We start from the raw sequence: 13,247 nt of genomic DNA, 5'->3' as shown, positions 1-13,247 counted from the left end.
AGATCCGCGCTACGGCGCGCCCAGCAGGTCGATCATGCGCTGCAGCGCGGCGGACGTCTGGTCGACGTAGCCGCCGAGCGACGCGCCCGGGCCGACCACGATCTCGATGTCGTCCCAGGCGTCGGCGACGGCCGCGCAGGCCGGGAGGGCCACGCCGGCCAGGACGAGGGCGGCGGTCAGGGTCGTACGGAGGATGAGTCTGGTCATGACGTTTCCTTTTCCTGCGGTCGGCTGGTGGACGGTACGGCGGTTTCGGTGGGGGCCGGGCCCCGTCCCGTGGCGCGCGAGCCGCGGGAAGGGGCCATGGGTGGGGAGACAGGTTCGTCCGGAGGGGGGCCGGGGGCGCGCCCGGCGACGGGAGCGGCTAGCAGGTGCCGCGCACGTAGGCGCGGAAGGTCCAGTTCCACGAGCCGACGTACCTGGACTCGCCCGGAGGCACGCAGAAGTACTCGCTCGGGGAGATGAGGTAGGTCACGAGGATCCGCTGGTTCTCCGCGGTGCAGTTCCGGTACATCGCGGCGCTGCCGTCCCGGTAGAGCCCGCACTCGGCCGCGGCCGCCATGGAGATCCGCACCCCGTCGCCGGACGGGGCGGGCGCGGCGGCGGCCGTGCCGCCGGCGAGGAGGGTGGCGGCGCAGAGCGCGGACGCGGCGACGGCCGCCCGGCGGATCGTGGTGGGCTTGCTCACGGTGTTCTCCTTCGGTGTGCCGGCCACCGCGGCATGCGGTGGCGAGTTCGACAGGTCGATCGTGGCGTCGCCCGGCCGCCGGTCAGAAGGGGTTTCCCGGCCCCCGGGCCAGGAGGAAACCGGGAAACCGGCTGCGACATCGGGCTTCGCGACGCCCACCCGGATCACTACAGTGGGTGCTGGATCGGATGCGAGCGGTGTGCGAAGGGCGGGGTACGCGGGTGCGGGCCGACGATCGGGACGACACGGACACCGGCAGCCCGGGCGCCAGGTTGCGGCGGCTCCGGCAGGCACGCGGGCTGTCCCTGAACGAGCTGGCCAGGCGCACCCACTACACCAAGGGCTATCTCAGCAAGGTCGAGACCGACGAGAAGGCGCTGACCCCGGGCGTCGCCGGCCGCTGCGACGAGGTCCTGGAGACCGGCGGCGCGCTCGCCGCCCTGGTCGAAGGCGGCGCCGGCGGCTGCCCCTACCGGGGGCTGCGCCCGTACGAGGCGGAGGACGCGCGCTGGTTCTTCGGCAGGCAGCACGCCGTCGCCCTCCTGGTGAGCTGGCTGACCGACCGGCTGCACGGGGAGGGTCCGCTCGCCGTGGTCGCCCCCTCGGGAGCGGGCAAGTCGTCGCTGCTGCGGGCCGGGCTGCTGGCCGCCGTACGGGGCGGCGCGCTGCCGGTGCCCGGCTCCCGCTCCTGGCCCGCGCTGCTCTTCACGCCCGGAGACCAGCCGGTCGGTGAGCTGCTGACCCGCGTCGCCGCGGCCACCGGGCTGGACCGCGCCGCCCTCGACCGGGCGCTCGCCGACGGCCCGGACGCGTTCGCCGCCCGCGTCCGGGAGGGGCTGGGCGGCTCCGGTGACCGGCGGCTGGTGCTCGTCGTCGACCAGCTGGAGGAGCTGTTCACGCTGTGCCGCGACCCGGCGGAGCGGCACACGTTCCTGTCGGCCGTCCACGCCCTCACCGTGCCGCCCGGCGCCGGTGGCGGGGCGCCCGCGCTGGTCGTCCTCGGCGTGCGGGCCGACTTCTACGGCCACTGCCTGGCCCATCCCGGCCTGGTGGACGCCCTGCGCGACGGTCAGCTGCCGCTCGGCCCCATGACGCCGGCCGAGCTGCGCGACGTGATCACCGGCCCCGCCCGCGCCGCCGGCCTCACCCTGGAACCGGGCCTGGTGGAGCTGCTGCTGCGCGACCTCGGCGTACGGCCGGAGACCTCCGAGCACGACCCCCGCCCCGGGCCCGAACCCGGCGCGCTGCCCCTGCTGTCCCACGCGATGCTCGTCACCTGGCAGCGGCGCAGCGGCGACACCCTGACCGTCGAGGACTACCGGCGGACCGGCGGCATCGGCGGCGCCGTCGCCGCCAGCGCCGAACGCGTCTACCAGGCGCTCGACCCCGAGGGCCGGGAGATCGCCCGCAGGCTGTTCCTGCAGATGGTGTGCGTGGGCGAGGACGACGCCGAGACGCGCCGCCCCGTGGACCCCCGGCGGCTGCCCGAGTCGCACTTCCCTCCGGAGGCCACCTCGGCGGTCGTCGAGGCGTTCGCCCGCGCCCGGCTGCTCACCGTGGACGCCTGCCACGTGCAGCCCGCGCACGAGGCGCTGCTGCGGGCCTGGCCGCTGCTGCGCGAGTGGATCCTCGCCGGACGGGCCGGCCTGCGGCTGCGCCGGCAGCTCCTGGAGGCGGCCGAGACGTGGGAGCGCGAGGGGCGCGACCCGTCCCTGCTGTACCGGGGCGCCCGCCTGCAGGCGGCCCAGGAGTGGGCGGCCGGCGCCGAGACCGTGCCGACCCTGCCCGAACGGGACTTCCTCGACGCCGGGCTCGCCCTGCGCGCCGCCGAGGAAGCCGCCGCCCGACGCCGCGTCCGGCGGGTGCGCCACCTGGCCGTCACGCTCGCCGTCCTGCTCGTCCTGGCCTCCACGGCCACCGTGTACGCCGCCCGTACCCAGGTCGCGGCCACCGAGCAGCGCGACGTCGCGCTGTCGCAGAAGGTCGCCGGCGAGGCGGCCGCCCTGCGGGAGGCGGCGCCGTCGCTGGCCGCGCAGCTCAGCCTCGCCGCCTACCGGCTGGCCCGCACCCCCGAGGCGCGCGGCGGGCTGCTCACCGCGTTCACCCTGCCGTACGCGACCCGGCTGCCCGCGGGCGCCGGCGTCAACAAGGCGCTGTTCAGCCGCCGCGGCGACCTGCTCGTCACCGCGGGCGACGACGGCGTCCGGCTCTGGGACGTGACCGCCCGGCACCGGCCGCGCCTGCTGTCGGCGTTCGGCGCCGACGCGGCCGACGTCGAGTCCGCCGCGCTCAGCGGCGACGGACGCCGGCTCGTGACAGCCGGCCACGACGGCTTCCTGCGCGTCTGGGACGTCGGCGACCGGCGGCGCCCGACCGAGCTCGCCGGGGTGGCCGCCCACCGGGCGCCCTCCTGGTCGGTGGCCCTGACCGCCGACGGCGCGACGGCGGCCACCGTGAGCGACGACGGCACCGCCCGGCTGTGGGACCTCACCGACCCGCGCGCCCCCCGCCCGCTCGCCACGATGACCGGCCACGCCGGCGCGGTCCGCGGCGTCGCGCTGAGCCCCGACGGCCGCCTGCTGGCCAGCACCGGCGACGACGACACCGGACGACTGTGGGACGTCTCCGACCCGCGCGAGCCCCGCCCCCTCGGCCGGCTCATCGGGCACGACGAGGACGTCTGGGGGGTGACGTTCAGCCCCGACGGCACCCGGATCGCCACCGGGAGCGACGACCGCACGGGCCGCCTGTGGGACGTCTCCGACCCGCGCCGGCCCCGCCCGCTCGGCGTGATGACGGGCCACACCGGCCCCGTCATCACGGCCGGGTTCGCGCCCGACGGGCTGACGGTGGCGACCGGCGGCTGGGACCACGAGGCCCGGGTGTGGGCGGTGGACGACCCCGCCCGGCCGCGGCTGGTGACGACGGTCACCGGGCACAGCGACACGATCGGGACCGTGGCGTTCAGCCCCGACGGCCGCACTCTGGCCACCGCGAGCTGGGACCGCAGCGCCCGGCTGTGGGAGACCGGCGAGCCCGTCGCACGCGGACACGAGGGGGCCGTGCGCGCGGCGGCCTTCCACCCCGGCGGGCGCCTCCTGGCCACCGGCGGCGACGGCCGCGACGTGCGGCTGTGGGACGTCGCCGACCCCTACCGGCCCGCCCCGATCGGCGTGCTCGACAGCCCCTCCGGCACCACGTACGCGCTGGCCTTCGGTCGCGGCGGCACCGTGCTCGCGGCGGCCGGCGAGGACGAGACGGTGCGGCTGTGGGACGTGTCGGATCCGGCGGACCCCCGCGAGCTGCCCACCCTCACCGAGCACACCGCCAGGGTCCGGGCCGTCGCGTTCAGCCCCGACGGGCGCATCCTGGCCGGCGCCGGGTTCGACAACACGGTGCGGCTGTGGGACCTCACCGACCCGCGGCGGCCCGAGGCGCTCGCCACGATCCCGTACCACGCCGGCTCCCTCTACACCGTGGCGTTCAGCCCCGACGGGCGCACGCTGGCGAGCGCCGGGTTCGACGCCGCGGTGCGGCTGTGGGACCTCGCCGACGCCCGCAGGCCGGCGCTGCTCGCCACGCTGCCGAAGCACGCCGGCCCGGTCCACGCCGTCGCCTTCAGCCCGGACGGCCGCATGCTGGCCGGCGCCAGCTTCGACCGGACCGTCCGCCTGTGGGACGTCGGCGACCGGCGCGGCCCGGCGCACCTCGCCACCCTGGAGGGGCACCGCGCCGGCGTCAGCGCCGTGGCGTTCGCGCCGCGCGGCGGCGTCCTCGCCACCACCGGGGACGACCGGACCGTGCGGCTGTGGGACCTCGCCGACCCCGGACGGCCGCGCCCGCTGGCCACGCTCACCGGGCACGCGGACACCGTCCGCGCGGCGGCGTTCGCCTCCGACGGCCGCACCCTGGCCACGGCGAGCGCCGACCGGACGGTGCGGCTGTGGGACCCCGACCCCGAGCGGGTCGCCGCCCGCGTCTGCGCCCTCGCCCACCCGGCCATCACCCCAGCCGAGTGGGAGGAGCACTTCTCCGGCCTCGCCCACACCCCGCCCTGCCCGGCTGACCCGCCACCGCCTCAACCGCGGCGGTGAGCGCCAAGCCGATGCCGCGCCCTACCGGATCGTCCTGTGCCGTCTGCGCTGGGACCCCGCACCCTCGCCTACGCCAGGCGATTGCCCCCTTCTGGGGGTCTGTCAGGGGGCGGCAGCGATGGCATGGATCTCGATGGCGGAGCCGTAGTGGAGTTCGCTGGCTCCCGCAACGGCCCGGGCCGGCCGGTGATCACCGATCCATTCGCTGTAGACCGTATCGAAAGCGGGCCAGTTCGATATGTCCGTGACGTAGCAGGTGACCTGGAGCAGCCGGCCGCGATCGGCTCCCAGCTCTGCCAGGCAGGCGTCAAGGTTGTGCAGCACCCGCCGCGCCTGTTCCGTGAACGGCTCGTCGGCGAGGACTCTGCCGCTCGCGTCAACAGGGAGCTGTCCAGATATGAATGCCAAACCGGAATGAACGGATAGGTGTGAGTAATGCCCCAAAGGCGGCTGCAGTGCCGGTGTGTTGAGAAGTGATATGGGGAGGCGGTGCTGCGTCGGCGACCGATAGGTCATCGAAGGCCTCATTTCTGTTTCGTGTAGTTGTAGACGCTCGCCCGGGAGATTCCCAGCAGATTCGCTATGGTGAGGGCGGAGCTGCGTGATTCGAAATAGCCCGAACGGTGCAGTTTCCGGACGAGTTCCCGCTTTGCTTCCCTTCCCAGCCCGCGAGGCGTCTGAGACCGCTCGGCGGCGAAGGCTTCGATGGCGTCCCGCAGTTCCTTGGATCTGCGGTCACTGAGCGTCTCCACCGGCACGGCGTCGTCGGCGCCGGTCTCTATCACGTTGGCCAGCGTCATGAGCAGGGGGGACAGGGCTGACACGTCAAGGTTCAGGCAGAGCGCCGCGATGTAGCGCCCCTCGCTGTTCTTGATCCCGATAGACGTGCTCTTCACCGGGCGGCCGTCGGGAAACTTGTTGGGGTAGTTCTGGATGACACTCGGGAATTCGGGGTCCTTGATGCGCTGGAGCCCGAGTTCGGTCGCCGAGTCGCCGATCTTGCGGCCGGACAGGTTGTTCTCGATCACGCGTATCGCGTGGTCCGGCTGCGTAAGATCGTGGAGGACCACTTCGCACAGGCCGGGAAACATCTTTCCGACGGCGGTGGCGATCTTCTCTGCTTCCTGGAGCAGGTGTTCGTCCTCTGTCGACGTCATGTCGTCCGAACCCTTCGTCAGATCACGGCGGCCATCGTGTCGGCTGCCTTGAGCGCTGAGCCGGTGAGAACCACGATCGTAGTCTCATCCGCGCCGATGGTGCCGTTCGCGATGTACTGATCCAGCGCGGCCACCGCCACCGCGCTCGTCGGTTCCGCGTACAGGCCCCGAGCGAGCAGTTCTCGCAGGCTCGCGCGGATGGAGTCCTCGTCGACGGCGATGGCCGCGCCGTTGGATCGGTGAATCGCCTCGACCACTTCCCTCAGCCGTACCGGTGCAGAGATGGAAGCCCCTGCGGCGATCGTGGGCGTGCGGGTACGCGGGGCGGTGGACCAGCCGTTGACGCCGTCGACGATGGTGGCCCAGCTTTCGGGTTGACCGACCAGCAGGCGGGGACGGCGGTCGATCTGGCCCGCTTCGAGCAGCTCGGTGAACGCGATGTCGCAGCCGAGGACGACGCTGCCGGCACCCGCGACGAGGACGACGTTGTCGGGTGCGCGGAAGCCGAGCATCTCCCACATCTCGTAGGCGATGGTCTTGGTGCCCTGGAGGAAGAACGGATGCCAGTTGTGGCTGGCGTAGAACACCTTCGCCGACTGCCGCAGGGCCTCCTCGGCCACCTCGTCCCGGGTTCCCGGGTACAGCTCGACGTCGGCGCCGAAGGCCCGGCACTGCAGGGTCTTCGCCTCCGACATCGTCGCTGGAGCGAGAATCCGGGCGCGGATCCGGGACGCCGCGCAGTACGCGGAGACTGACGACCCTCCGTTGCCGGAGCTGTCCTCGAGCAGTTCGGTGACACCGAGACTCGCCAGGTGGGAGATCATGACCGCCGTCCCGCGGTCCTTGAAACTGGACGTGGGGTTGAACCATTCGAGCTTGAAATGGATGTTCCTTCCATGCCAGTCCAGCGGCACCTGCGGCGTGAATCCCTCACCCAGGCTCACCCGCGCCGCGGGGTTCACCGGGATCGCCGCGCCGTATCGCCACAGCGAGCGCTCGGCCGTGTCCACCTGCGAGGGAGTGATGCCGGAGAGCGGGCTCATCATGAGCGGGCCGCCGTCGTCGCCGCGCCAGCGTGGTTCCGCCAGACCATAACGTCGCCCGCTCCGGTCGACAAGGTGAGGGGTTTCCTCGGACTGCTTCATTGATTTCTCCTTCGGGTATCGACGAGCACGTCGATTCAGGGAGGAGCTCGTGCGAACGCCGCGGTTCGCACGAGCGATGGGTCTTCAGGCGCCGGCGGGCTCGATCAGTTCGTCGCCCTTCTGCCGCGCACGAGGCTCGCCTGCCTGGGCGCCGTGCGGCATACGCCCGATGACCGCGGTGGCGATGCCGTTGCCCAGGCAGTTCGTCGCGGTACGCCCCATGTCGAGTATCTGGTCGATGACCAGCAGCAGAGCGACACCGGCGGCTGGAACCCCGAATCCAGGCACCACCGCCGCGACGATGACGAGCGCGCCTCGGGGGACGCCGGCCATGCCCTTGCTGCTGATCAGGAGTATCAGCACCATGAGAAGCTGCTGGCCGATGCTGATGTCGAGATCGTAGGCGTTGATCAGGAACGTGCCCGCGAACGTCATGTACAGCATCGAGCCGTCGAGGTTGAACGCATACCCCATCGGCAGGACGAAGCCCGTCGTCCGACGATCCACCCCGAACTTCGTGAGGGATTCGATCAGCCGGGGAAACGCGGCCTCCGTACTGGCGGTGGAGAACGCGATGAACATCGGTTCCCGGATGGCGGCCACGAGGCGGAACGCCGCTCGGCCGAGGAACAGCACCGCGACGCCCAGCATGACGATCCACAGTCCTGCCAGCGCACCGTAGAAGGTCGCGATGAACGACCCGTACGTGGAGAACGCCTCGAATCCCTCGTCCGTGAAGGCCGAGGCGACGGCCGCGAAGACCCCCACCGGGGCGAGGATCATGACATATCCCGTCATCCGCAGCATGACCGCGGTCAGTTCGTCGATCATCGACCCGATCTTGTTGCTGCCCTCCCTCTTGAGGGACAGCAACGCCGCGCCGAAGAACATGGCGAAGATCAGAATCTGCAGGGGCTGGTTCTCGGCGAGCGCCTTGACGAAGCTCTGGGGAACCAGGTTGACCAGGAACGTTCCAGGGTCGTGGGGCTTGGCCTGGAGCCCGGAATCCGCACCGGTCGCCCTGAGGTGCAGTCCCTCGCCGACCCTCAGCAGGTGGGCCACGCCGAACCCGGCAAGGCCGGCGATGACGGAGGCTGAGGCGAACCAGAGCATCGAACGGACGAAGATCTTGCCGAGCCCCGACTTGGCGGCGTTGATGATGCCCGACACTATCGTGGCGAAGATCAACGGCGCGATGACCATCTTGATGAGATTGAGGAAGAGGTGCGCGATGGTGTCGAAGACATCGACGATGCTTGCTCGGACCGATTCGTCGGTTGTCAGATGATGGCAGCTGAGTCCTACGCCGACGCCGAGAACGAGGGCTGCGGCGATTGAGATGGCGGCCTTGTTTTTCATGAGCGACTTCCTGGAAGGCTTCTGCTTCAGCGGTTGCAGCGTGGCGTCTGGTGACGGGCAGACGTGCCGATCGTCAGTCGTCAGCCCGGGAGGCCGCCTGTTGCCAGGAGTCGCCGGCCCCTTGTGAGGGACCGCGTGCCGGGATGGTTGGCGCGGCCGCCGCGCCGATCAGGAGCAGGCGACCGCTTCTTCAGGGCTGCTACCGACTGGGTAGTCATCGGGAGTGGTGCTTGTGCCACCAACTATAGATTTGACGTCCAAAATTGCAATAGGAGTCTAACTGTCTAAATGTCGCGGCTCCCGGCGGGTCGACCGCTTCCCCGCCAGGCCCGCGATTCTCCGCCTCGCGCATGACGGCGGTGGTGCCGTCTCGCCCGGCCTCGGGGCGACGCAGGCCCTGGCTGGGCCAGGCCCGGCCGGTCGGACGGGCCTGGCCGTGCTCAGGCGCCGAGGTGTGGCGCGCGGGCCGCGGCAGAGCCGTCGCGCAGCACCTCCCCGGTGAGGTTGCCGTTGGCTCCGGAGCCGAGGAAGACGACCAGCCTGGCCACGTCGCCGGCGTCGGACAGCCGCCGGGTCGGCGTGGCCGCGGTCAGGGCGTCGACCAGGGCCGCAGGGACGGGCGGGCGGCTGTCGGTCAGGGTGAACCCGGGCGCCACCACGTTGACCAGGACGCCGTCCCGGCCGCCCTCCCAGGCGAGGGCGCGCGCGAGCCCGTACAGGCCGGACTTGGCGGTCCCGTACGGTCCGGGACCGGGTAGTCCGTCCTCCGCGACGCTGGAGGAGATCAGCACGATCCGGCCCCAGCGCCGCGCGCGCATGCCGGGGAGCACCGCGCGGACCTGGGCCGCGGCGCCGACCAGGTTGGCGTCGATCATGGCCCGCCAGTCCTCGATCGGCACGTCCTCGAAGCGGACGCCCGGGTCCGGCGGCCCGTCGCCGCCCCACCGGACCGCGTTGGCCACCAGGACGTCGACGCCGCCCCAGTGGCGGGTGACGGCCGCGACGGCCTCCTCGACGGTCGCCAGGTCGTCCAGGTCGAGCCGGACCACGAGGGCCTGCCCGCCGGCGGCCTCGACGTCGTCCGCCACCCGGCGGGCGAGGCCGGGGTTGTCGCGGTAGGTGAGGGCGACCCGGGCGCCCTCCCTGCCGTAGGCGCGGGCGGTCGCCGCGCCGATGCCGGTGCTGGCGCCGGTGACCAGGACCACGCGGTCCTCAAGTTCGGTGTCCATGACGTTCGATCCCTTTCCTGGATGATCCGAAAGCAAGATAAACATAGCGCCAGATGATTTGAAATCAATACTATCTAGAGATGGTGGTATCCTGGCGGGTATGGCCACGCGTTCTCCAGCCGCCGACCGCAGCTCGCCGGGGCGGCTGCACGACGACCTGCACTGGGTGTTCGCCCGGCTCAAGCAGGGCCTGGCCACGGCCGAGACCGCCGTCGTCCAGGCGCACGGCATGAGCCTGTGGGGCTACACCGTGCTGATGGCGGTCGCCGAGGCCCCGGCGCGCAACCAGCTCGCGCTCGCCCAGGCGGTGTCGGTCGACAAGAGCAAACTGGTCCTGATCATCGACGAGCTGGAGGCGGCCGGGCTGGTCCGTCGGCGGCCGGACCCGGCCGACCGCCGGGCCCGCATCGTGGAGGCCACCCCGGGCGGTCGTGACGTGCTGGAGGCCGCCCGCGCCGACGTCGAGGCGGTCGAGGCGCGGCTGCTGGCCGACCTCGACGCGGAGGCCGGCCGCGCGCTACGGGAGACACTGCGACGGCTGGTCGGCGACCCCGTCACCCGGATCGAGGACGGCCGCCCACCCCAGACTCCGTGCCCGCCCGGTCCGTGACTCCAGGCGTGTCCCGGCCCGCGTGGGCGCTGCTCCCCGTTCCACTATGAGCCGTGGCCTTCGCGGCCTGTCATCAGATGGCCAGGCGGAAGCGATCGCCGAGGCCGGTGAGGCGTTCGACGGGTTCGTTGGCGAAGACCATCCGCAGGTAGTGCCCTCCGCTCGGGCCCCAGCCGTCCATGGGGGTGGCTGCAATCTTCGCCCGATCGAACAGGCGCCGGGACAGTTCGGAGGCGGTCAGGTCCAGGGGTCTGGTGTCGAGGAGGAGTGACCAGCCGCCGTGCGGCCGGATGACCGGGTAGGCGGCGAGCTGGTCCAGAACCGTCTCGCAGCGCCGCTGCCATTCGGCGGTGGCGGCGGCGACGTCGGCCTCGGCGTCGGGTGCGTCCAGCGCGGCGGCCACGGCCTGCTGGGCCAGGCCGACCTGGCAGACGACGTTGGTCAGACCGACGAGGCGGATGTCGGCCATGACGGGGGCGGGCCCGACGACCCAGCCGACGCGCCAGCCGATGAGTCGCAGCTCTTTGGAAGCCGAACCGACGGTGATGGTACGCCGGGCCAGGCCCTCGTGGGCGGCCGGGTGGCTGGGAGGGCGGCCGTCGAAGCGGATGCGTTCCATGGCCGCGTCGTAGATCAACCAGGCGTCGTGGCGTTCACAGGCGCCGGCGAGGGCGGACCAGTGGCGCTCGTCCAGGACGAGGCCGGTCGGCATCGCCGGGCCCATCACCAAGACCGCCGCCGTGTCGGGTCCGACGGCCTCGGCGAGTCGTTCGGGGTCGATGGTCCAGCCGTCCGCGGTGGGGTGGGCGGGAACGAAGCGGGGGATGCCGCCCGCGAGCCGGACCCGGTTGACCAGGCCGGCGTAGACGGGGTCGCACAGCACGACTTCCTGCCCGCCTTCCACGGTTGCGAGCAGCGTGTTGAGGATGCCGTTGAGCCCGCCGGCCACACCGACGCACTGGGTGTCGGCGTCGTAGACGTGGCCGGAGATGCGACCGACATGCGCTGCGGCGGCCGCGCGGAGCGAGCGGTGCCCGGGGAACGGCAGATAGCTGTTGGCTGAGTCGGCGTCGATGGCGGCATGCGTGGCGGCGAGGGCGACGGCGGGCGGACGCAGGTCGGTGTCGAGATTCTCCAGCCGCAGGAAATCCGGATCGCCTGCGGCGTCGGCCGCGTCGCCGACGGCATCCACGCCGATGCCCGGGATGTCGCGTAGCCGCGTCACCGTCATGCCGCCTCCACGGTCGGACCTTCTACTGGTACGGTCATACCACTATGCTGATACGCATGGATCTCGCGCAAGTGGTGGGGCAGAACGTGCACCGGCTCCGTACGGCGGCCGGGACATCGCTGGCCGACCTGGCGTCCGCCAGCGGCATCAGCAAGACCACGTTGCACGGCATCGAGCAGGGCCAGGGCAACCCGACCCTGAGCACCCTGTGGGCCCTGGCCACCGCGCTGAGCGCGTCCCTCGGCGAACTGCTGGAAACGGCCGCCCCGACGGTCGAGGTGGTACGCAGCGGTGACAGCCGGCCGAAGGTCGAGGGTGACGCGGTGAGCGCGCGCCTCCTCCACCGCATCAGGCTGCGCGGCACCGTGGAGGTCTACGACATCGCCATCGGCCCGAACACCCAGCACTCCGACGCCCACCTGCCCGGTGTCGAGGAGTGCCTCGTGCTCACCCGCGGACGCGTCACCATCGGGCCCGCCGACTCCCTCACCGACCTGGCCGAAGGCGACTTCATCCGGTTCGATGCCGCCCGCCCGCACCGGTACCAGGGCCACGCCGCCCGCAACCGCGCCGTCCTTCTCATGGTGCACCCCGACGGCTGAGGAGCGCGTCGACCTCTTCGGCCGCGGTGTTCCACGGCGGCCGAGGGGATCTCGTGGTCGGTGCCCACAGGCGCCGCCGTTGCGTCCGACGAGGCCGGGATCGTGGATGACGGTGAGTCCGGTGACCGTGAAGCCGGCCGATCATCGTGGCCGCACCGACGCTTCGGCGCGATCGCGGTCCTCCACCCACGGGCCGGTCCGGGCGTAGCCCAGCCGCTCCAGCACCGCGTCGCGCTGCGCCGGCGACAGCGGCACCTCCGGGTGGTCGCGGGGCTCCACCTCGCTGGCGACGACGGCGTCGTCGTCCAGGATCTCGAACGTGTCCCCGCGGGTGACGCCGATGGGCTCGTCGGCGGGATCCGGGTACATGCGCGCGACACGGCGATTCATGGGCTGCTTCCTCCCCCGTATGAGGACGTGGGTCCTGTATACCCCGTGAGCCTCCCCACGACGGGCGCGCGCAGCGCCACGCGCTGTCACCGAGGTGTGCTCCCGGCATGGACCAGGCGACGAGACGCCTACGCGCAGGCGACCAGCCGGCGAATTTCGTCGCCAGGGTCTTCTGCCATGATCACCCATTGGCCAAGATCCTTGACGAGCGGACAGCACGACACCGCTCCGTACAGGAAGGCCATGATGAAGAAGCTTCTCAAGACCGCCGTGGTCGGCGCCACCGTCGCCGCGGCCACCTTTGCCCTCTCCCAGCCGGCGCTGGCCAACTCGTTCACGAAGAACGTCGGTGACGGGACCGTCAGCTACAGCGACGCGGACGACCGGTTCTGCGCGCAGGCGTTCAACACCGAAGGCCCCCGCTGGGTGCGGGTGAAGCTGGTCCCGATCTCCAGGTCCGGCCCGTCGCCCACCATCACCGACTACAACAACAGCTACGGCCACTCGGGCAGCACGTGCACGAGCCTGGCCACGGCCTACGAGGACACGCACTACCGCGCCGACATCACCACCTACTGGGGTGAGCGGGGCACCACGGTCTCCCGTGGCTCCGTCTACTTCTACAGCTGATCGCGCGTACCTGATCGGGCCGCGCCCCGCACGCGTCCGGCGTGCGGGGACGCGGCCCGAAGCGCGTGGTCACCGCGGCGAACCCGCAGGCCGGGCGCGATGCCGGTGGGCG

13 protein-coding genes are annotated in these 13,247 nt (G+C 72.0%); 4 read left to right on the top strand and 9 right to left on the bottom strand.

What is annotated here, in order from left to right; all coding sequences use genetic code 11:
- Positions 1–9: 9 nt before the first annotated feature.
- Together CXR44_RS30805 and CXR44_RS30800 are read right to left on the bottom strand one after the other, a co-directional pair.
- Positions 10–207 carry a hypothetical protein gene (locus CXR44_RS30805; RefSeq protein WP_101789654.1) on the bottom strand — a complete coding sequence of 66 codons (198 nt, stop codon included), beginning with the start codon at positions 205–207 and terminating at the stop codon, positions 10–12.
- Between the two features lie 157 nt (positions 208–364).
- A complete protein-coding gene (locus CXR44_RS30800; RefSeq protein ID WP_144070141.1) occupies positions 365–688 on the bottom strand; it encodes a DUF6355 family natural product biosynthesis protein in 324 nt (107 codons plus the stop codon).
- Between the two features lie 221 nt (positions 689–909).
- Between CXR44_RS30800 and CXR44_RS30795 the strand changes: the two genes are divergently transcribed.
- The gene (locus CXR44_RS30795) at positions 910–4,782 is read left to right on the top strand and encodes an nSTAND1 domain-containing NTPase (RefSeq protein ID WP_180903779.1); all 3,873 of its coding nucleotides are present in this window, start codon (positions 910–912) and stop codon (positions 4,780–4,782) included.
- Between the two features lie 102 nt (positions 4,783–4,884).
- On the opposite strand, the gene CXR44_RS30790 is transcribed toward CXR44_RS30795, so the two are convergent.
- The 5 genes from CXR44_RS30790 to CXR44_RS30770 form a co-directional block, all read right to left on the bottom strand.
- Complete coding sequence (locus tag CXR44_RS30790) at positions 4,885–5,298, bottom strand: RidA family protein (RefSeq protein ID WP_101789651.1); 414 nt, start codon at positions 5,296–5,298, stop codon at positions 4,885–4,887.
- 8 nt (positions 5,299–5,306) lie between these two features.
- Positions 5,307–5,939: a helix-turn-helix transcriptional regulator gene (locus CXR44_RS30785; protein ID WP_101789650.1), complete on the bottom strand. Its 633-nt coding sequence runs from the start codon at positions 5,937–5,939 to the stop codon at positions 5,307–5,309.
- A 17-nt stretch (positions 5,940–5,956) separates the two neighbouring features.
- A complete protein-coding gene (locus CXR44_RS30780) occupies positions 5,957–7,084 on the bottom strand; it encodes a threonine synthase (RefSeq protein WP_101789649.1) in 1,128 nt (375 codons plus the stop codon).
- Positions 7,085–7,168: 84 nt separating this feature from the next.
- Complete coding sequence (locus CXR44_RS30775; protein ID WP_101789648.1) at positions 7,169–8,443, bottom strand: dicarboxylate/amino acid:cation symporter; 1,275 nt, start codon at positions 8,441–8,443, stop codon at positions 7,169–7,171.
- A 440-nt stretch (positions 8,444–8,883) separates the two neighbouring features.
- Positions 8,884–9,672: an SDR family NAD(P)-dependent oxidoreductase gene (locus CXR44_RS30770; RefSeq protein ID WP_101789647.1), complete on the bottom strand. Its 789-nt coding sequence runs from the start codon at positions 9,670–9,672 to the stop codon at positions 8,884–8,886.
- 100 nt (positions 9,673–9,772) lie between these two features.
- On the opposite strand from CXR44_RS30770, the gene CXR44_RS30765 reads away from it, so the two are divergent.
- Positions 9,773–10,282, top strand: coding sequence for a MarR family winged helix-turn-helix transcriptional regulator (locus CXR44_RS30765; protein ID WP_101789646.1), 510 nt, complete (start codon positions 9,773–9,775; stop codon positions 10,280–10,282).
- A gap of 73 nt (positions 10,283–10,355) precedes the next feature.
- Here CXR44_RS30765 and CXR44_RS30760 read toward each other — a convergent pair whose 3' ends face one another.
- Positions 10,356–11,513: a pyridoxal phosphate-dependent aminotransferase gene (locus CXR44_RS30760; RefSeq protein WP_101789645.1), complete on the bottom strand. Its 1,158-nt coding sequence runs from the start codon at positions 11,511–11,513 to the stop codon at positions 10,356–10,358.
- 56 nt (positions 11,514–11,569) lie between these two features.
- On the opposite strand from CXR44_RS30760, the gene CXR44_RS30755 reads away from it, so the two are divergent.
- Entirely contained in the window at positions 11,570–12,115 is a 546-nt protein-coding gene (locus tag CXR44_RS30755; protein ID WP_101789644.1) for a helix-turn-helix domain-containing protein, read from the top strand.
- Positions 12,116–12,256: 141 nt separating this feature from the next.
- On the opposite strand, the gene CXR44_RS30750 is transcribed toward CXR44_RS30755, so the two are convergent.
- Positions 12,257–12,505 (bottom strand): hypothetical protein, encoded by a 249-nt coding sequence (locus CXR44_RS30750; protein WP_144070140.1) that lies wholly within the window; start codon positions 12,503–12,505, stop codon positions 12,257–12,259.
- A 243-nt stretch (positions 12,506–12,748) separates the two neighbouring features.
- Here CXR44_RS30750 and CXR44_RS30745 point away from each other — a divergent pair, with 243 nt between their 5' ends.
- Complete coding sequence (locus CXR44_RS30745; protein WP_144070139.1) at positions 12,749–13,135, top strand: hypothetical protein; 387 nt, start codon at positions 12,749–12,751, stop codon at positions 13,133–13,135.
- The last annotated feature ends 112 nt before the right edge of the window (positions 13,136–13,247 follow it).

It is taken from the genome of Nonomuraea indica (assembly GCF_002850745.1).
Lineage (GTDB): Bacteria > Actinomycetota > Actinomycetes > Streptosporangiales > Streptosporangiaceae > Nonomuraea > Nonomuraea indica.
Note: the sequence above shows the minus strand (reverse complement) of the source record. Positions and strands in the feature narration are given on the sequence as shown.

Coding starts and splice junctions, on each gene's coding strand:
- CXR44_RS30805 (WP_101789654.1), bottom strand. CDS start 207: ATGACCAGACTCATCCTCCGTACGACCCTGACCGCCGCCCTCGTCCTG.
- CXR44_RS30790 (WP_101789651.1), bottom strand. CDS start 5,298: ATGACCTATCGGTCGCCGACGCAGCACCGCCTCCCCATATCACTTCTC.
- CXR44_RS30785 (WP_101789650.1), bottom strand. CDS start 5,939: ATGACGTCGACAGAGGACGAACACCTGCTCCAGGAAGCAGAGAAGATC.
- CXR44_RS30780 (WP_101789649.1), bottom strand. CDS start 7,084: ATGAAGCAGTCCGAGGAAACCCCTCACCTTGTCGACCGGAGCGGGCGA.
- CXR44_RS30775 (WP_101789648.1), bottom strand. CDS start 8,443: ATGAAAAACAAGGCCGCCATCTCAATCGCCGCAGCCCTCGTTCTCGGC.
- CXR44_RS30770 (WP_101789647.1), bottom strand. CDS start 9,672: ATGGACACCGAACTTGAGGACCGCGTGGTCCTGGTCACCGGCGCCAGC.
- CXR44_RS30765 (WP_101789646.1), top strand. CDS start 9,773: ATGGCCACGCGTTCTCCAGCCGCCGACCGCAGCTCGCCGGGGCGGCTG.
- CXR44_RS30760 (WP_101789645.1), bottom strand. CDS start 11,513: ATGACGGTGACGCGGCTACGCGACATCCCGGGCATCGGCGTGGATGCC.
- CXR44_RS30755 (WP_101789644.1), top strand. CDS start 11,570: ATGGATCTCGCGCAAGTGGTGGGGCAGAACGTGCACCGGCTCCGTACG.
- CXR44_RS30750 (WP_144070140.1), bottom strand. CDS start 12,505: ATGAATCGCCGTGTCGCGCGCATGTACCCGGATCCCGCCGACGAGCCC.
- CXR44_RS30745 (WP_144070139.1), top strand. CDS start 12,749: ATGATGAAGAAGCTTCTCAAGACCGCCGTGGTCGGCGCCACCGTCGCC.